This window comes from Streptomyces monomycini, from assembly GCF_022271435.1.
Lineage (GTDB): Bacteria > Actinomycetota > Actinomycetes > Streptomycetales > Streptomycetaceae > Streptomyces > Streptomyces monomycini.
In genome coordinates, this window is the sequence record NZ_JAFIQY010000003.1 from 92238 (window position 1) to 110852 (window position 18615).

Sequence of the window (18615 nt, forward strand, 5' to 3'; positions counted from 1 at the left end):
CTCCTGGGACGCCACGGGTGTTGCGGGCCATGAACGACCGGGCCGCGCTCGATCTGCTCGTGTCGCAGGGGCCGTTGACGCGGACCCAGATCGGGGAGCTGACCGGGCTGTCCAAGCCCACCGCTTCGCAGTTGCTGGGGCGGCTGGAGGCAGCCGGGCTGGTACGGACGACGGGGAACGTGACCGGGCGGCCGGGACCCAACGCCCAGCTGTACGAGGTCGCGCCGGACGTCGCGTACGTGGCCGCGCTCGCCGTCGACCAGGGCGGGATCACCGCCGCGGTCGCCGATGTCACCGGGCGGGTGCTCGGTGAGGAGCGGGTCGGCACGGATGCCGTGGGCGAAGGGGCACCGGGCAGGACGGCGCGGCTCGTGGCGGCCGCCGTGGACGGCGCACTGGCCAAGGCCGGTCTGGAGCGGGAGCGGCTGCACGGGGCGGTGATCGGGACGCCCGGCGCGCTCGATCCGCAGACCGGGGTGCTGCGGTACGCGCCGCACCTGCCCGGCTGGCAGTCGCGGACGCTCCGCGAAGAGCTGGCCGGGGTGCTGGGCGTCCCGATCGTCATCGAGAACGATGTGAATCTGGCGGCGGTCGCCGAGCAGCACGACGGTGCCGCGCAGGACTTCGATGATTTTGTACTGGTGTGGGCCGACGAGGGGGTCGGCGCGGCCATCGTGCTCGGCGGGCAGGTGCTGCGTGGGGCCACCGGCGGCGCGGGCGAGATCGGCTACATGCCGCTGCCGGACGCGCCGCTCGCGCGAGGCGGCGACCGCAGCGCGGCCCGGCCGGACGCCGGCGGGGGGTTCCAGCGCCTCGTCGGGGCGCCGAGCGTGGTGGAGCTGGCCCGGGAGTACGGGGTGCGGGACGCTCGTACGGTCCAGGAGGCGCTGGCCGACGACGGAGTACGGGCCGAGGTCGCGCGGCGGCTCGCGACCGGGCTGGCCGCGGTGGTGGCCGTCGTGGACCCCCGGCTGGTGGTGCTTTCCGGCGAAGTGGCCCAGGCGGGCGGTGAGCCCCTGCGGAAGCTGGTCGAGGGGGAATTCACCGGGCTGGCGTTGCCCCGGCCGGAACTCCGGCTCAGCAATGTCGTGGGGAACCCGATTCTCATGGGCGCGCTGCGAACGGCGCTCGCCGAGGCACGTAACACCGTGTTCGACACGGCCTGATGAGACGGGCCAGCGGTGACGTGACGGACCAATTATCCGTCGACCGCCGCGTCCGCGCGGCCGGGAACACCGGGATCCGGGACGGCTCCGGGCACGCCGGGCACGCCGGGCACGCCGGGCACGCCGACGGCACTTACGCCGCTCACCCCGCGCATCTCACCCTTCACAGCACCTTCTGTCATCACCCCTGCCGTAAAGGAAGTCCGCCATGCGTCCGCGTATGCGCATCTGCCTGTCGGCGGCGCTCGCCGGAGCCGGTCTGATTCTTTCGGGCTGTGCCAATCCGAGCGTCGGCAGCGATCGCGACGATCCCACCCAGCCCGTCACGCTGAAGTTCTGGCACGGCTGGTCCAACACAGCCGAGGTGAAGGCGATCGACGACAGTATCGCCCGGTTCGAGAAGCTGCATCCGAACATCACGGTGAAGACGGTCGACAACGTCAGCGACGCGACCGTGAACCAGGCGCTGCGCGCCGGCGGGGACGACGCTCCGGACGTGGTGTCGTCGTTCACCACCAACAACGTGGGGCAGTACTGCTCGTCCGGTATGTGGGTGAATCTCGACCCGTTCATGAAGAAGACGGGTGTGGAGAAGACGAAGGTCTTCCCCAAGACGTTCCTGGACTACACGCAATATCAGGGAAATCAGTGCGCCCTGCCGCTGCTCGCGGACTCCTACGGGCTGTACTACAACAAGGACGCGTTCAAGGAGGCCGGTATCGAGCGGCCGCCGCGCACCATGTCCGAATTCAAACGGGACGCGGCCAAGCTCACCAAGCGGAAGCCGAACGGGGCGCTGGAGCGGGCCGGATTCGTCCCCAACTTCCGGCTGTACCAGAACAGTCCGGACCGCCTGTTCGCGCAGTGGGGGCCGTCCTATTTCGACAGCGAGGGCAAGGCGCGGCTCTCGAAGGACCCGCGCAGCAAGCAGTTCTTCGCCACGCAGCGGGAGCTGATCGACGCGCAGGGCGGTTATAGCGCGCTGGAGAAGTTCCGTACGACGTTCGGTGACGAGATGTCGTCGCAGAGTTCCTTCATGACGCAGAAGGCGGCCATGCATCTGGACGGCGAATGGCGCGGCCTGATGCTGAAGGAGGGGAAGGCGAAGTTCGACTGGGGGACGGCGCCGCTGCCGGTGCCGGACGACCAGGCGGACACGTACGGCCGGGGCTTTCTGACCGGCACGGTCGCGGGTATCGCGCACAGCAGCAAGCACCAGAACGCGGCGTGGGAGCTGGTGAAGTTCCTGACGGTGGACACGGACCAAGTGGTGCGGTTCGCCAATGCCATCCACAACGTGCCGTCCACGTTCGCGGCGCTCAATTCGCCGAAGCTCGACGCCGATCCCGCGTTCCGCACCTTCATCGGCATCGCACAGAATCCGCACAGTACGGCGCTGCCGCCGTCCGTCAACGGCGGCCAGTACGTGGTGTCGTTGCAGGACTTCTCGTACGACGTCGAGGCCGGGAAAGTGCCCGACCTCGACAAGGGCCTGCGTGAGCTCGACGCCCAGATAGACACCGACAATCTCCAGTCCGTGAACTGACGGAGCCCTGCCATGTCCCTCGTCGAATCACCCGAACGTCCGGCGCCCGCCGCCGCGCCGCGCCCCAAGGCCCCCGAACTGCGCCGCAAGCACACCCGGCAGCGGCTGCGTACGCTCGGTTTCCTCTCCCCCTGGCTGGTCGGTTTCAGCGTCTTCTTCGGCTATCCGCTCATCGCCACGGTCTATTTCTCGTTCATGCATTACAACCAGATCCAGGAGCCGTCGTTCGTCGGGCTGCGGAACTGGAAGTACGTCCTCACCCAGATGCCGCTCTTCGGTCCGGCGCTGTGGAACACGCTGTGGCTGGTCGTGGTGATGGTCGCGCTGCGCGTGGTCTTCGGCCTCGGGATCGGACTGCTCGTCACGAAGATCAAATCGGGTGTCGGCTTCTTCCGTACGGCCTTCTACCTGCCGTACCTCGCACCGCCGGTCGCGGCGACGGTCGCCTTCGTCTTCCTGCTCAACCCCGGCTCCGGGCCGGTCAACGGGCTTCTGGAGGCCGTCGGCATCCCGGCGCCCGGCTGGTTCAACGACGCGGCCTGGGCGAAGCCGTCGCTGGTGCTGCTCTCCCTGTGGGGCATCGGCGACCTGATGGTGATCTTCATGGCGGCGCTGCTGGACGTGCCGAAGGAGCAGTACGAGGCGGCCGAGCTGGACGGCGCCGGCGCCTGGGCCAAGTTCCGGTACGTGACCTGGCCGTCCATCACGCCGATCGTGATGTTCGCGGTGGTCACCGGCGTCGTGCAGACCATGCAGTACTACACGCAGGCGCTGGTCGCCGGGAAGCTGGCCTCCGGGGTGAACATCGGCCCCGGCACGGTCATCCAGCCCGGCTACCCCGACCACTCCACCCTCACCGTGCCGCAGCTCGTCTACTCGCTCGGCTTCCAGAACTTCAACACGGGCGCCGCGTGCGTGCTCTCGCTCGTGCTCTTCGTGATCGCCATGGCCGTCACCACCCTGCTGATGCGCAAGCGCGCCGGCCTGCTCCCGGCGGAGGACTGAACCGACATGACCACGACGCCCCTGAGGGCGGGCGGCGCGCCGGCCCGTACCGGCTCCACCGACCGGGGGCCCGCCGCGGCCCGCGCCCGCCGCAAGCGGCTGCTGCACTGGATCGCCGTGCACGCCGTCGCGATCGCCACCGCGCTGTTCTTCGTCCTGCCGTTCGTGTTCGTCTTCCTGACCTCCGTCATGAGCGACGACCAGGCGATGAGCGGTGAATTGTGGCCGCACGAGTGGAACTGGTCCAACTACGCGACGGTCTTCAGCACGCCGGGCTTCCTGGACTGGTGGAAGAATTCGCTGATGTACGCGGGCCTGGGCACGCTGTTCACGGTCTGCTCGGCGATTCCGGTGGCCTACGCGCTCGCCAAGTTCCGTTTCCGCGGGCGGCGTACGGCGATGGTCCTGGTGATCTCGACGATGATGCTGCCGCCGCAGGTCATCGTGATCCCGATGTATCTGGTGTGGGCGCAGCAGCTGCATCTGTCCGGTTCGCTGTGGCCGCTGCTGATCCCGATGGCGTTCGGCGACGCGTACTCCATCTTCCTGCTGCGGCAGTTCCTGCTGACGATTCCGCAGGAGTACCTGGAGTCGGCGAAGGTGGACGGCTGCGGCGAAGTCCGTACCCTCCTGCGCATCGTCGTGCCGATGGCGAAGCCGGGGATCGCGGCCGTCGCGCTGTTCCAGTTCTTCTACTGCTGGAACGATTATTTCGGACCCCAGATCTACGCCGCACAGAATCCCGCCGCCTGGACGTTGAGTTACGGACTCGAATCGTTCAAGAGCGCGCACAGCGTCAACTGGAACCTGACCATGGCCGCGACCCTGCTCGTCATGGCTCCCGTCATCATCGTCTTCTTCTTCGCCCAGAAGGCTTTTGTCGAAGGCGTCACGCTCACCGGAGTGAAGGGCTGATCGATTCATGCTGTCGTCCGCCGGGGGAACACCCCCGCACCCCCACCTCAAGATCGCAGTGGTCGGCGGAGGCTCGACCTACACCCCCGAACTGATCGACGGCTTCGCCCGGCTGCGGGACGCGCTGCCGCTGGCGGAACTGGTCCTGATCGACCCGGCCGCCGACCGGCTGGACCTGGTCGGCGGCCTGGCCCGGCGGATCTTCGCCCGGCAGGGGCACCCGGGCCGGATCTCGTGGACGTCCGACGTCGACGCCGGCGTGGACGGCGCCGACGCGGTCCTGCTCCAGCTGCGTGTGGGCGGGCAGGCCGCCCGCAACCAGGACGAGACCTGGCCGCTGGAGTGCGGCTGCGTCGGTCAGGAGACCACCGGCGCGGGCGGCCTGGCCAAGGCGCTGCGCACCGTCCCGGTCGTCCTGGACATCGCGGAGCGCATCCGCCGCCGTAACCCCGACGCGTGGATCGTGGACTTCACCAACCCCGTCGGCATCGTCACCCGGGCCCTGCTGGCGCACGGCCACAAGGCCGTCGGCCTGTGCAACGTGGCCATCGGCTTCCAGCGGAAGTTCGCGCGGCTGCTCGGCATCGCGCCGGAACGGGTCGAGCTGGAGCACGTCGGGCTGAACCACCTGACGTGGGAGCGGTCCGTAAGGGTGGACGGCGAGGACGTACTGCCCCGGCTGATCGCCGAGCACGGCGCGGCCATCGCCGAGGACCTGCACATGCCGCGTTCCCTCGTGGACCGGCTCGGCGTCGTACCGTCGTACTACCTGCGCTACTACTACCAGCACGACGAGGTCGTGGAGGAACTGCGCAGCAAGCCGTCGCGCGCGGCGGAGGTCGCGGCCATCGAGAAGCAGCTGCTGGACATGTACGGCGACCCGTCGCTGGACGAGAAGCCGGAACTCCTGGGCAAGCGCGGCGGCGCGTTCTACTCGGAGGCGGCCGTGGCACTGACCTCCGCGCTGCTCGGTGACACCGGGGACGTGCAGATCGTCAACACGTTCAACAACGGCACGCTGCCGTTCCTGCCCGACGACGCGGTGATCGAGGTACCGGCGACGGTGGACGCGTCCGGGGCGAAGCCGCTGCCCGTACGGCCGCTGGAGCCGCTGTACTCGGGGCTGATCGCCAACGTCACGGCGTACGAGCACCTCGCGCTGGAAGCGGCCCTCAAGGGCGGCCGGGACCGGGTCTTCGAGGCGCTGCTCGCCCATCCGCTCATCGGCCAGGTCGCGTACGCGGACCGGCTGACCGACGAACTGATCGCGCACAACCGGGAGCACCTCACGTGGCTCTGAGCGAAGCCGAGGGGGGCGGGGCGGTGACCGGGGAGGCGCGCACGCCGTCGTCCGCCGGTCCGGGGGCCGACGCGCCGGCGCGTGCCGCCGGTGCTCCGGCGCGCGCCACCGACGGCCTGGCGCTCGCCGTCGACGCGGGCAACAGCAAGACCGACGTGGCGCTGGTCGGCGCGGACGGCACGGTGCTGGCGACGGCCCGCGGCGGTGGCTTCCAGCCGCCCGTGGTCGGCGTGGCGCAGGCCGTCGGCGACCTGGCCGTACTGGTGGACGCGGTACGGGAAAGGGCCGGCGTGACCGGCCCGGTGGGCCAGATGTCGGCCTATCTGGCCAACGCCGACCTCCCCGCCGAGGAGACCGAACTGGCCGCGGAGATCACCTCGTACGGCTGGGCCCGTACGGTCACGGTCGGCAACGACACCTTCGCGCTGCTGCGCGCGGGGCTCCCGGACCACGCCGAACCGGTCGGCGTCGCCGTGGTGTGCGGCGCCGGCATCAACTGCGTGGGGCTGGGGCACGGCGGCCGTACCGCGCGGTTCCCGTCCATCGGGCGGATCTCCGGAGACTGGGGCGGCGGCGGGCACCTGGCCGAAGAGGCCCTGTGGTGGGCCGCGCGCGCCGACGACGGGCGCGGCGAACCGAGCGCGCTCGCCCGCGAGGTGCCCGCCTACTTCGGGCTGGCCACCATGCCGGAGCTGATCGAGGCGCTGCACCTGGGCCGCATCCCGCGGGAGCGCCGGTACGGGCTGACGCCGCTGCTGTTCGCGGTGGCGGCGTCCGGCGACGCGGTGGCGCGGGCCCTGGTGACGCGGCAGGCGGAGGAGATCGCGCTGCTGGCGTCGGTCGCGCTGGACCGGCTGGGCCTGCTGGACGAGCGGACGCCGGTGATCCTGGGCGGCGGCGTCCTGGCCGCCCGGCACCCGCTCCTGCACGACCAGGTGACCCGCCTGCTGGCGGAACGCGCCCCGAAGGCGGAACCCCGGGTGGTGACGGCACCGCCGGTGCTGGGGGCCGCGTTGCACGCGCTGGATCGGGCGGGGGCGGGGGCGGGGGCTTATGAGCGGGTGCGGGGGGAGTTCGGCTGAGGGGGGTGTTGCCGGGGGCGGCTGCGGGGTGCGATTTCGGGGTGGAGGGGGGGGGTGCTGCTGCCCGGTCGTAGGCGGGAGGCCGTAGGCGGGAGGCCGTAGGCGGGAGGCCGTACGTGGGAAGCCGTACGCCTGCATCTCGTACAGAGAGGGCTCGTACAGAGGGGGCTCGTACAGAGAGGGCTCGTACGCCGAAAAGCCGTACATGCGTGCCCATTTCGGGAACCGCGCCCGGTGAGCCGCGCGTCGTGGAGGGCGGGGGCCGGGGAAACGCCCACCGGACGGGAGGATTCGGCGGGGCCTGATCCGCACATGATCCAGGCAATAACGGTGTGGTTGTCAGTCCCTGCGGCCATACTGACTGCTGGCCGTGCATCTGTTCCCGTGTGCCCGACGCGCGGGGCCGGGGCCGCCGTCCGCGACCAGGGGGAGGTTCCGTGTCCAACCCGCAGACCGGCACTGCGCCGCCGTCGCCGTCCGGCCGCGCCGCCGGTTCCGCCGCCTCCTCCGCGGGTGCGGGCTCCACCGCGAGCAGTACGGGCTCCGCCGCCGGAACGGGCCTCGGTGGCGCGCTCCTGAGCAGCACGGACCCCGCCCAGGGCGCCCGTCGGCGTACCGCCTGGGCCGACGGGGTGGACCAGCTGCGGGCCACGGCCACGACCGAGCCCGGACGGCTGCGGATCATCGGTGCCGTACTGGCCTTCCTGGTGCTGGCGTTCGGTGCAGCCACGGCCTGGCAGGTCGCCGACCGGTCCGCCGCCGCGCGCGACGTCGTGGCGCGCAGCCAGCCGCTGACCGCGGACGCCGCGGACATCTACCGATCGCTCGCCGACGCCGACACCACCGCCGCCGCCGGCTTCCTGGCCGGCGGCAAGGAGACCCAGGCCACCCGCGAACGGTACGAGAACGACATCGCCACGGCCGCCCGGCTGCTGGCCAAGGCCTCGTCCAACACCAGCGGTTCGGACGCCGCGGCCCACCAGATAGGCAAGCTCAACAGCCTCCTCCCCCGGTACACGGGCCTGATCGAGACGGCCCGCACCAACAACCGGCAGGGCCTCCCCCTCGGCGGCGCCTACCTGCGCTACGCCAACGCGCAGATGCGCGACGAACTCCTCCCGGCAGCCCGCGGGTTGTACACGACCGAGACGGCGCGCCTGGGCGAGGACTACGACGCCGCGAAGGCCTGGCCATGGCTCGCCCTCAGCGCCGGAGTGCTGGCGCTGGGCGCCCTCACCTGGGCCCAGCGCCGCACCTACCGCCGGACGAACCGCGTGTTCAACCGCGGCCTGCTGGCCGCCACGACCGCCTCGGCCGTCGTGCTGCTGTGGCTGGTGGCCGGGCACTCCGTGGCCCGCTCGGGCCTGAACACGTCCTACGAGAGCGGGGCCAGGTCGCTGAAGGTCCTCAACGAGGCCCGTATCGACGCCCTCCAGGCCCGCGGCGACGAGAATCTCACCCTGGTCGCGCGCGGCGCCGTGGTGACCAAGGACCAGCAGGACTTCTACGAGGTCGGCTACCGCACCGGCATGCGGGACCTGGCGGGCCCCGGTCGGTCCGGGGCCGCCGCGGCGAACAGCAGACTGGGCACGGCCCTGACACTCGCGGACGACGACACGGGCCGGCGTCCCGTCCGGGAGGCGGTCGAGACCGTACGGCAGTGGCAGGCGCGGCACGCCGAGGCCCGCGCCGCGGACGACCAGGGGGACTACGACCGGGCGCTGGCCAAGGTGATCGGCGGCGAGGCGGCGACCGGCCAGTCCTTCGACCGGGTGGACAGCCGGCTGGCCCAGGCGCTGGCCCATGAGCAGCAGGAGTTCCGGCGGGCCGCGGACGACGGGCGCGGGGCGCTGGACGGGCTGGTGGCCGGTGCCGTGGTGCTGGCCGTCCTGGGGGCGACGGGCGCGGTGCTGGGCATCGGGCGCAGGCTTTCGGAGTACCGGTGATGAGGCCTGGTGATGGCGACATGACGAAGCGCGCGAGGGGTCTGCGCAATCTGCGGGCCGCGCTGGCCCCGGTGGCGGCGGGCGTGTGCGTGATGGCGGCGGCGGCCGCCGTCCTCGTCCCGGTGCTCGGGAGTGACGCCCCGGCGCCCCGCCCCCTCCCGCACGGGACGAGCACCGCGCACGCCGACGCCACGGCCGCGGACTGCACCCCCGGCAACGCCGCCGCGAGCCTGCGGCCCTCCCCGGACGACGGCCCGGCGGTGGACCGGATCAAGGCCCGGGGCCGGCTGATCGTCGGCGTCGACCAGAACACCTACCGCTGGGGCTACCGCAACCCGGCCACCGGTGACCTGGAGGGCTTCGACATCGATCTGGTGCGGGCGATCGCCGAGGACATCCTCGGCGCCGATCCGAAGATCACGTTCCGGGCGATCCCCACCAACCAGCGCATCCCCGCCCTCCAGGAGCGCACCGTCGACCTGGTCGTACGGACCATGACCATCAACTGCGCCCGCAAACGCCAGGTCGCCTTCTCCACCGCGTACTTCCAGGGCGGACAGCAGGTCCTCGCGCCGAAGGACTCCTCGATCACCGCCTTCGACGACTCCCTGAAGGGCAAACGGGTCTGCACGGCGGCCGGTTCCACGGGCGAGTCCCGGCTGGCCGAGGAACGGCACGGCGCCCGCGTCGTGACCGTACCGAACCAGCTGGACTGCCTGGTGCGCCTGCAACTCGGCGAGGCCGACGCGGTGGTGACCGACAACGCGCTGGCCGCGGCGCAGGCCGCGCAGGACCCGACCGTGCAGCTGAAGGGCAAACCGTTCACCGACGAGCCGTACGGGGTGGCGGTCAACCGCGCCGACGCCGACCTGGTGCGTCGGGTCAACAAGGTGCTGGAGGACTACCGCGACGGCGGCAGCGGGAGCCGGTGGATGGCCGCCTACAAGAAGTGGCTGCAGGCGGACCTGCCCGGGATAACGAAGGCGCCCGAGCCCCAGTACAGCGACTGATCCGTGCGGGGGGCGGGCGCCGCGGGGCGCGTTGAGGGGCGCATCGGGGGGCGCGGGCCGGGGGCGGATGGTCCTGGGGCGGGCGGCCCGGCAGTGGCGGGTGCTTCGGGGCCGGGCGGCGGCACATGGCGGGCCGGCCGTACGGGGCGGGCCGGTGCCGCACCACGGATCGGCGTTTGCCCGCCGGTCGCGTCACCATGGAAGGAGCATCACGGACGCGGAGCCGCGCGAACCGGAGGAGGAGACAGCAGGGTAGGCAGCAGGGTAGGCAGCAGGGGAGACAACAGGGGCGGAGCGGGCGGATCCGGCGGAAGGCGTCGGCGAGAGCGCGGCCACGACGCCTCGGGGTGCCGTCGTACGGGAGCGCCCGCTCCGTACCGCCGTACCCGGCCGCCGCACCCGCCGCACCGGATGCGCGCACCACAACCGCCGCACCGGCCGCACGCACCGCAACCGTCGCGACGACCGTCACGGCCGCCGCGCACCGCACGCACTGTGGAGAGGTGATCGATGGGGGCCCCTGGACCCTTCCCCGGCTCCCCGGGGAAGTCCCAAGATCCGGTGATGAGCCGGGAGGAGGTGGACCGCGCCCTGGGCCGGCTCGCTGCCGAGTACGAGGCGATCGAGACCTCGCTGCTCGCCCTCCAGGACCACGCGGGCCGCAGGCTCCTGGAGGGCGCCGAACTCACCGGCCTCACCAAGGAGCGCTGGGCCGCCACCGAACAGTCCATCACCGTCCTGTGGGCGCACTTCGACGCGTACACCAGGGCGCTCACCGCCGCCCGTGAGCTGCGCGCCCGGCGCCGCTGGCCGTCCCCCGACGACCTCGCCGAACTGACCGAGCTGCTGCGCGGCACCCGCGTCACCGTCTCCGGCGCGGCCGCCGGCGGCGGCGGCTCACCGCAGGCCGGCGGCGGCCCGGTCCGGCTGAGCGAGCAGTTCAGCCTGGAGGAACTGGTCGAGCGGATGAACGGCATGTACGCGGCAGCGCTGGACGTGATCGTCTCCGCCGACGCCGTATGGTCCGCGCTGCCCGCCCGGATAGACCTGCTCGCCGCCGAGCTGCGCCGCACCCTGTCCCTGGCGCGGTCCGTCGGCGTACGTCCCGGGGAGCACCCGGCCGGCGACGACCTGGAGCGCATCACGTACGAACTGACGCACCTGCGCGCCCAGGTGGTGTCCGACCCGCTGGCCTACTGGGTCCCGGACGCCGACCGCAGCGCCGCGCCCGGCGGCGGCCGCCCGGACACCGCCCGCTACGACCGCGCGGCGCTCGCCCTGGAGGACGTCCGGCGGGAGATCGAAGCGGTTCTGGACGTACGGCAGGACGCCGAGCGCCGGCTGATGCGGCTGCGCGACGTGCTCTCCCGCGCGGACCGGACGCTCACCGAGGCGCGGCAGGCCCGCGGCGAGGTGCTCGCGAAGATCGCCGCGTCCGAGGTGCCCGCCGTCAGCGGCCCGTCCACGGCGCTGCACGAGCAGCTGTCCACCGCCGCCGAGTACCGCCGGCACGCCCAGTGGCACCGCCTCTCCCCGCTGCTCGACAGCCTCGAACAGCGCGCCGAGGACGAACTGCACCGCGCCCGCGAATCGTTGACGGCGGTCACCGCCCCACTGGCCGTACGGGCCGAACTCCGCGGCCGCCTGGACGCGTACAAGGCGAAGGCGGCACGGTACGGCCTGGCCGAGGACCCGCTGCTGATCGAGCGCTACGACGCCGCGCGGCGGATGCTGTGGAGCGCGCCGTGCGACCTGCGGGTGGCCGAACAGGCGGTACTGCGCTATCAGCGGACGGTGGCCGAGGCGCTCCGGCCACCGGGGCCGGACGGCGGGCCGGCGGACGGACCACAGGGGGGAACATGACCGAGGAGCGGACCGGCGGCGACCCGTGCCAGCGCCGCGAGTGCCCAGGCACGTACGAGGACGTGGGCGGCGGCGAACGGTACTGCGACACCTGCGGCCTGGCGCCGGTCGTGTCACGGGAGGGGATGGTCGGCTCACCACCGACGGGTGTCACGGCGGCGCGGCGGGGGGTGGCTGGTGTTGGAGGGGCCGAGGGGGCCGAGGAGGCGGGAAGGGCTGGGGGCTCTGGGGGCTCTGGGGGCTCTGGGGGCTCTGGGGGCTCGCTGAGCTTTGCCGGTTCTGTCGGTGTTGGCGGTTCAGGTGGTGTTGGCGGTTCGGGTGGTTCAGGTGGTTTGAGCGGCTCAGGCGGTTCAGGAAGCTCGGGTGCCTCCGGTGGCTCCGGTGGCTCCGGCAGGGCCGGGGCGGCGGGGCACGGCTCCGTCTCCGTACCGTCCGCCGGCGGGCGCAGGGCCGCTTCCGCTTCCGCTTCCGCCTCCGCCCGTTCCTCGACCTCCCGGCGCTCCGTCTCCGGCCGCCTCTCCCGCTCCCTGCCGGGCGCCTCGACGCGTTCGATGTCCGTGTCGGTACGCAGCGCCGGCCGCGGCTCCGGTACCGGATCCGGACCGTCCCGTGGGCGGCTGGGGGCCGGGCTGGTGGCGGTACCGGAAGTTCCGCGTCCGGATCCGCGTACGGCCGTCCTGGAGAACCCGGAGGTCCCCGAGCGGAAGCGGTTCTGCAGCCGCGGCGACTGCGGCGCCCCGGTGGGCCGGGCCCGCGGCGACCGTCCGGGCCGTACGGAAGGTTTCTGCACCAAGTGCGGCCACCCGTACAGCTTCGTGCCCAAGCTGCGCCCCGGCGACGTGGTGCACGGCAGCTACGAGGTCGTCGGCTGCCTGGCGCACGGCGGTCTGGGCTGGATCTACCTGGCGATCGACCGCGCCGTCTCCGACCGGTGGGTGGTCCTCAAGGGTCTGCTGGACACCGGCGACGAGGAAGCCCTCGCCGTGGCCGCGTCCGAACGCCGTTTCCTCGCCGAGATCGAGCACTCCAACATCGTCCGCATCTACAACTTCGTCGAGCACCTGGACCGTACGACCGGCAGCCTGGACGGCTACATCGTCATGGAGTACGTCGGCGGCAAGTCCCTCAAGGACATCGCCAACGAGCGGCGTACGGCGCACGGACGCCGCGACCCGCTGCCGGTCGAGCAGGCGTGCGCGTACGGCATCGAGGCCCTGGAGGCGCTCGGCCACCTGCACAGCCGCAACCTCCTGTACTGCGATTTCAAGGTCGACAACGCGATCCAGCAGAACGACCAGCTCAAGCTGATCGACATGGGCGCGGTCCGCCGGATGGACGACGACGAGAGCGCGATCTACGGCACGATCGGCTACCAGGCACCCGAAGTCGCCGCCGCGGGCCCGTCCGTCAGCTCCGACCTCTACACGGTCGCCCGTACCCTCGCCGTCCTCACCTTCGACTTCCAGGGCTACACGAACGTCTTCGTGGACTCGCTGCCCGACCCCGACAACATCGAGGTCTTCCGTACGTACGAGTCCTTCTACCGGCTGCTGGTCCGGGCGACCGACCCCGATCCGGCGCGGCGGTTCGCGTCGGCGGAGGAGATGGCCGAGCAGCTGACGGGGGTGCTGCGGGAGGTCATGGCGCTCCGGACGGGTGAACAGCGGCCCGCGCTCTCCACGCTGTTCGGGCCGGAGCTGCGCGTCGTGGACACGGATGTGGTGGCGCGTGCGGAGGGGGACACCTCGCTGCTCGGTGCGCGTGCGGTTCCCGCCGCAGGGCGGAAGGGGAAAGCGGTGGTCGGCCCGGCCACCGGAATCGGGGCGCCCGGGGGTGTCGGCGGAGGCGGTGGCGGAGCGCTCAGGGGGGCCGGCGGAGGCGGGGCACCGGCCGGAAACGCCGCACAGTCGGCGGCGCCTTCCCCAGCAGCCGTCCCCGCGCAGGTCGCCTACGAAGTCACGTCGGCCACCGGCCCGCAGACGATGAGCGGCGCCACTGGAGCGGCGGCCGCGACGGCCGGTGGCGTGCGCGGGGCACCCGCTCTCCGTCCGCTCGACACCGGCCTGGCCGTACTCGCCCTGCCCGTACCGCGCGTCGATCCCGCCGACCCGAACGCGGGTTTCCTGGCCGGTCTGCTGGCCGCCGCCCCCGCCGAGCTGGTCAGCGCGCTGCGCGCGGCCCCCGCCGACACCATGGAAACCCGGCTGCGCAGGCTGCGGGCCCAGCTGGAGATGGGGGACGGCGCGGCGGCCCTGCGTGAACTGCGCGCCGTCGAGACGGAGCCCGACCGGGGCTGGAACGAGGACTGGCGGGTGGTCTGGTACCGCGGCCTGGTGGCGCTGACGAACGACGACCGCGAGACGGCGGCCTTGTCGTTCGACGCGATGTACGACGCCTTCCCCGGCGAACCAGCGCCCAAGCTGGCGCTCGCCGTCTGCGCCGAGGTGCTGGGACAGCTGGACAACGCGGCGGAGTACTACCGGCTGGTGTGGGCCACCGACCACAGTTACGTCAGCGCGGCGTTCGGGCTGGCCCGGGTGCGGCTGGCGGCCGGTGACCGGGCCGGAGCCGTGGCCGCCCTGGAATCCGTACCGGAATCCTCCATTCACTACACTGCGGCGCGCATCGCGGCCGTCCGGGCCCGGTTGCGGCAACGTCCCGCCCACGACGCCCTGCTGGAGGATTTGCGGTCGGCGGCCGGGCAGGTCGAGCAGCTGGCGGACTCCGGGCTGGACGCGGAGCGCCGCGAACAACTGACGACCGAAGTGCTGGGCTGTGCCCTCGACTGGGTACTCTCCGGTAGCCGCGGTGCCGAGCGGCAGGGGCGTACATTGCCGTCCGGGGCCCCCGGGCCCGGTTCCGGCGGTGCCGCCGCCCGGCCCGGTCTGCTCGGCAGCGCACTGGACGAACGCGGCCTGCGGTTCGGCCTGGAGCGGTCGTTCAGACTGCTCGCCCGGCTGGCGCAGCGCGGCGAGGAAAGGATCGAGCTGGTGGAACGGGCCAACCGCTTCCGCCCCAGGACGTGGGTGTGACATGGGTGTGACAGGGCCGTTCCGGTGTGCGAGCTGCAGCGAGCCGCTCGAACCGGGGGACAACTACTGCGGATTCTGCGGCGCCGACGTCGTGGCCCCCGCCGGGCCGGGCGCGGCCGGTGACCGCCCCACGGTCCCGCTGGGCGACACGGCGCATGCCGCGCCAGGATCGGGGGGCGCGCCGCCGGGGTCCGTCGCGCTGCCCGCGTCGTTCTTGATGCCGGGGGCGGGAGGGGCGACGCCGTCCGTCTCGGCGGCGCCGTCGCCGTCGTCATCGCCGTCGCCGTCCGTCTCGCCGTCGCAACCGCCCGCCGCGCCACCGGCGGCCGCTTCGCTGCCGACAACCGTCCCGTCACCGGAAGTCGTCCCGCCGCCGGCCGCTCCCGTACCCGCCCCGTCGTACGGCGGGCCGGCCGCGCACGGCACGGGAGCACGGCACGACAGCGGCTCCGCGTACGCGTCGGGCGCCGCGCACGCGAACGGATCGGCGCAGGTCCCGCACGTGCCGCACGCCCCACACCCCTCGCACGCCTCACATCCCCCGCACCATCCCCAGACCCCGCACGCCCCCGTACCGCCGCCGGCCGCGCCGGGCTACGCGCCGGGAGGGCAGCCGGTACACGCACCGGCCGGCGTCGGCGTGCAGGCCCACGCACAGGGCGACGCGCAGTCCCGGGCACCCCATGCGGAGGCGAGCGTTCCGCCGTCGGCCGGCAGTTCGTACGGAAGTGCCGCCCACCAGGCCGCCGCATCGCACGGCGGTGCCCCGGACCCCCGTATCGTCGGTTACGACCTCGCCGCCGAAGCAGCGGACCGCTCCGCGGACGCGCGCGGCTCCGGCCCGGAACCCGACCCGGCCCCGACCGGCCCGACCGCCCCCTCCGGCCCGACCGCCCCCTCCGGCCCGGCCGAGCCCACCGGCCCCACCGGCCCTCAGGCGCCCGGCGGACCGGCATCCCCACCAGCCCAAACCCCCACCGCCCCCACGCCCCACGCCACTCCCACCACCCCCGCCCCTACTCCCCCGTCACCCCCCTCCCCCGAACACCAGACCCCCGCGCAAGGCACCCGTATCTGCGCGCTCTGCCACGCGGGGACGGTCACCGGCGACGGTTACTGCGAGAACTGCGGCCACGCCCAGCCACGCGAACGTGATCACATGGAACGGGAACTGCCGGGCGTGGCGGCGGTCACCGACCGGGGCCACCGCCACCACCGCAACGAGGACTTCTTCGCGGTCGCCGAAGGAGCGCTGCCGGACGGCTCACCCGCCGTACTCGCCATCGTCTGCGACGGCGTCTCCTCCGCCTCGCGGCCCGACGACGCGTCCGCCGCCGCGTCCGGGGTCGCGGCGCGGTCGCTGCTGGCCGCCCTGCCCGGCGGTACGCACCCGCAGCGGGCCATGCACGACGCGATCCTCGCCGCCGCCAAGTCCGTCAACGCCCTGGCCGCCGCGCCCAACCAGGCCCAGCAGCACGACCCGTACCGCCAGCAGAACGCTCCGGCCTGCACCTTCGTCGGCGCGGTGGTCGGCGGTGGGCTGCTCGTCATCGGCTGGGTCGGCGACAGCCGCGCGTACTGGGTCCCCGACGACCGCGGCGCGCCCGCCGTCCGCCTGACCGAGGACGACTCCTGGGCGGCGCAGATGGTCGCCAACAACCTGATGTCGGAGGCGGAGGCATACGCGGACGACCGGGCGCACGCCATCACGGGCTGGCTCGGCGCCGACGCGTACGAACTCGAACCGCACACCGCTTCCTTCAAACCCGACGGACCGGGTGTAGTGGTGGTGTGCACGGACGGACTGTGGAATTACGCCGAGGCCGCGGAGCAGTTGGCCGCGGTGCTGCCGGGCGACGCGCACGACCGGCCGCTGCACAGTGCGCGGACCCTGGTCGCCCACGCGCTCGCCGGCGGGGGCCACGACAACGTAACAGTGGCGGTGGTGCCGTTCCCGGCGCCGCGGGGACGGGCAGGATCGGCCTGAGCGTCCGCCGGGGGCGCGCCGCCCGCCCTCGTCGGCCACGGTGGCCGGGAGCCCTGCTGCCCCCGGCCCCGCCCGGCTGACCCTGACCCGTACCAGCAGCCACACACCGCACCACCGGAACCGTCGGCACCACCGGCACCACCGGCACCACCCGGACCCGTACCCATCAGCAGGAGCACAGCGCCAACGGGGGGATGATCACGGGGACTTCCGCCCGCCCAGGTGTCTCTTCACCGCCGCGACGACTGCGCTGCGGAGCCTCGCGGCGGCACAAAGGAGCGGATCAGATGGCCAATTTCTCCAAGTCCGGCGTGCCGCGGTTCGCCACCGAGGTCTACCAGAACGCGTACCTGCCCGAGGGCGGGCGCGAGGTGAACGCCATCGTCACCGTCACCGCCACCGGGGGCGGCACCAGCGGCGGAATGCCACTCTTCGCCGCAGGCACGGACCCCGCCGGAACCGGAACCAAAGCCGGAGCCAGGATTGCGAGCGGACCCGGGCCCGAACCCGGCCCGGAACCCGGAACCGGACCCGGCCCCCGCAACCACAACGGCGTACGGCACGCAGCCGTCGTGATCATGGTGGACTGCTCCGGCTCGATGGACTACCCGCCCACCAAGATGCGCAACGCGCGCGACGCCACGGCCGCCGCGATCGACACCGTACGGGACGGCACCGCCTTCGCCGTGGTGGCCGGTACGCACCAGGCGGCCGAGGTCTACCCGGGCGGCGGGCGGCTCGCCACCGCCGGACCGACGACCCGCGCGCAGGCCAAGGAGGCGCTGCGCAAGCTGAGCGCCGGCGGCGGCACCGCCATCGGCACCTGGCTGCGGCTGACCGACCGGCTGCTGGCCGACGCGGACGTCGCCGTCCGGCACGGCATCCTGCTCACCGACGGCCGCAACGAACACGAGTCGCCCCAGGAGCTGCGGGCCACCCTCGACGCCTGCGCCGGCCGCTTCACCTGCGACGCCCGCGGCGTCGGTACGGACTGGGAGGTCAAGGAGGTCACCGGCGTCGCCTCGGCGCTGCTCGGCACGGCCGACATCGTCGCCGACCCGGCCGGGCTGGCCGCCGACTTCACACGGATGATGGAGGCCGCGATGGGCAAGGAGGTGGCGGACGTCACCCTGCGGCTGTGGACCCCGCAGAGCGCGCAGGTCGCCTTCGTCAAACAGGTGGCACCGGCCGTCGAGGACCTGACCGGCCGCCGTACCGAATCCGGCCCGCGGACCGGCGACTATCCGACAGGTTCCTGGGGTGACGAGTCCCGCGACTACCACGTGTGTGTACGCGTCCGGGCGGCCGAGGTGGGCCAGGAGATGCTGGCCGCGCGGATCTCGCTCGTCCTCCCCGAACCGGGCGGCGGCACCCGGACCCTGGCGCAGGGGCTCGTGCGCGCGATCTGGACGGACGACATGACCGCTTCGACCAGTATCAATCCCCAAGTCGCGCACTACACCGGACAGGCCGAACTGGCCCAGGTCATCCAGCAGGGTCTGGATGCCCGCAAGTCGGGCGACGCGGACGATGCCACGGCGAAGCTGGGCCGGGCCGTGCAACTGGCGAGCGCGTCCGGGAACGAGGACACTGCGAAACTGCTTGCGAAGGTGGTGGACGTCGTCGATGCGGCGACCGGTACTGTGCGACTGAAGGCGAAGGTCACAGAGGCGGACGAGATGACGCTCGAAACGCGCTCGACCAAGACAGTTCGCGTCAAGAAATAACAAACTAGACGTACTACCGAACACAATCGGTACTGA

At 72.6% G+C, this 18615-nt stretch carries 13 protein-coding genes; 12 read left to right on the top strand and 1 reads right to left on the bottom strand.

The features are described from left to right. Positions 1–29: 29 nt before the first annotated feature. The 10 genes from JXZ78_RS05090 (at position 30) to JXZ78_RS05135 (ending at position 14865) form a co-directional block, all read left to right on the top strand. Complete coding sequence (locus JXZ78_RS05090) at positions 30–1166, top strand: ROK family transcriptional regulator (protein WP_030020593.1); 1137 nt, start codon at positions 30–32, stop codon at positions 1164–1166. A 208-nt stretch (positions 1167–1374) separates the two neighbouring features. Further along, positions 1375–2712, top strand: coding sequence for an ABC transporter substrate-binding protein (locus JXZ78_RS05095; RefSeq protein WP_030020594.1), 1338 nt, complete (start codon positions 1375–1377; stop codon positions 2710–2712). Positions 2713–2724: 12 nt separating this feature from the next. Then, positions 2725–3717 carry a carbohydrate ABC transporter permease gene (locus JXZ78_RS05100; RefSeq protein WP_050502541.1) on the top strand — a complete coding sequence of 331 codons (993 nt, stop codon included), beginning with the start codon at positions 2725–2727 and terminating at the stop codon, positions 3715–3717. Between the two features lie 6 nt (positions 3718–3723). Then, entirely contained in the window at positions 3724–4632 is a 909-nt protein-coding gene (locus JXZ78_RS05105) for a carbohydrate ABC transporter permease (RefSeq protein ID WP_030020596.1), read from the top strand. A 7-nt stretch (positions 4633–4639) separates the two neighbouring features. Then, a complete protein-coding gene (locus JXZ78_RS05110; protein ID WP_050502542.1) occupies positions 4640–5932 on the top strand; it encodes a 6-phospho-beta-glucosidase in 1293 nt (430 codons plus the stop codon). A gap of 116 nt (positions 5933–6048) precedes the next feature. Next, entirely contained in the window at positions 6049–7014 is a 966-nt protein-coding gene (locus tag JXZ78_RS05115) for an N-acetylglucosamine kinase (protein ID WP_030020598.1), read from the top strand. 437 nt (positions 7015–7451) lie between these two features. Beyond that, positions 7452–8960: a GlnX family signal transduction membrane protein gene (locus tag JXZ78_RS05120; RefSeq protein ID WP_078624304.1), complete on the top strand. Its 1509-nt coding sequence runs from the start codon at positions 7452–7454 to the stop codon at positions 8958–8960. Positions 8961–8980: 20 nt separating this feature from the next. Next, on the top strand, positions 8981–9970 hold the full coding sequence (locus JXZ78_RS05125; protein WP_030020600.1) for a glutamate ABC transporter substrate-binding protein: 990 nt from the start codon (positions 8981–8983) through the stop codon (positions 9968–9970). 510 nt (positions 9971–10480) lie between these two features. Further along, complete coding sequence (locus JXZ78_RS05130) at positions 10481–11833, top strand: hypothetical protein (RefSeq protein ID WP_078624305.1); 1353 nt, start codon at positions 10481–10483, stop codon at positions 11831–11833. Continuing rightward, entirely contained in the window at positions 11830–14865 is a 3036-nt protein-coding gene (locus JXZ78_RS05135) for a serine/threonine-protein kinase (protein WP_238782680.1), read from the top strand. The genes JXZ78_RS05130 and JXZ78_RS05135 overlap by 4 nt, the downstream gene beginning before the upstream one ends. A gap of 63 nt (positions 14866–14928) precedes the next feature. Here the strand turns inward: JXZ78_RS05135 and JXZ78_RS40640 are convergent, their stop codons facing one another. Beyond that, a complete protein-coding gene (locus JXZ78_RS40640) occupies positions 14929–15291 on the bottom strand; it encodes a hypothetical protein (protein ID WP_030020603.1) in 363 nt (120 codons plus the stop codon). A gap of 214 nt (positions 15292–15505) precedes the next feature. Between JXZ78_RS40640 and JXZ78_RS05145 the strand changes: the two genes are divergently transcribed. Together JXZ78_RS05145 and JXZ78_RS05150 are read left to right on the top strand one after the other, a co-directional pair. Continuing rightward, positions 15506–16852 (top strand): PP2C family protein-serine/threonine phosphatase, encoded by a 1347-nt coding sequence (locus JXZ78_RS05145; RefSeq protein ID WP_238782681.1) that lies wholly within the window; start codon positions 15506–15508, stop codon positions 16850–16852. A gap of 287 nt (positions 16853–17139) precedes the next feature. Continuing rightward, positions 17140–18579, top strand: coding sequence for a vWA domain-containing protein (locus JXZ78_RS05150; RefSeq protein WP_030018987.1), 1440 nt, complete (start codon positions 17140–17142; stop codon positions 18577–18579). Positions 18580–18615 lie beyond the last annotated feature (36 nt).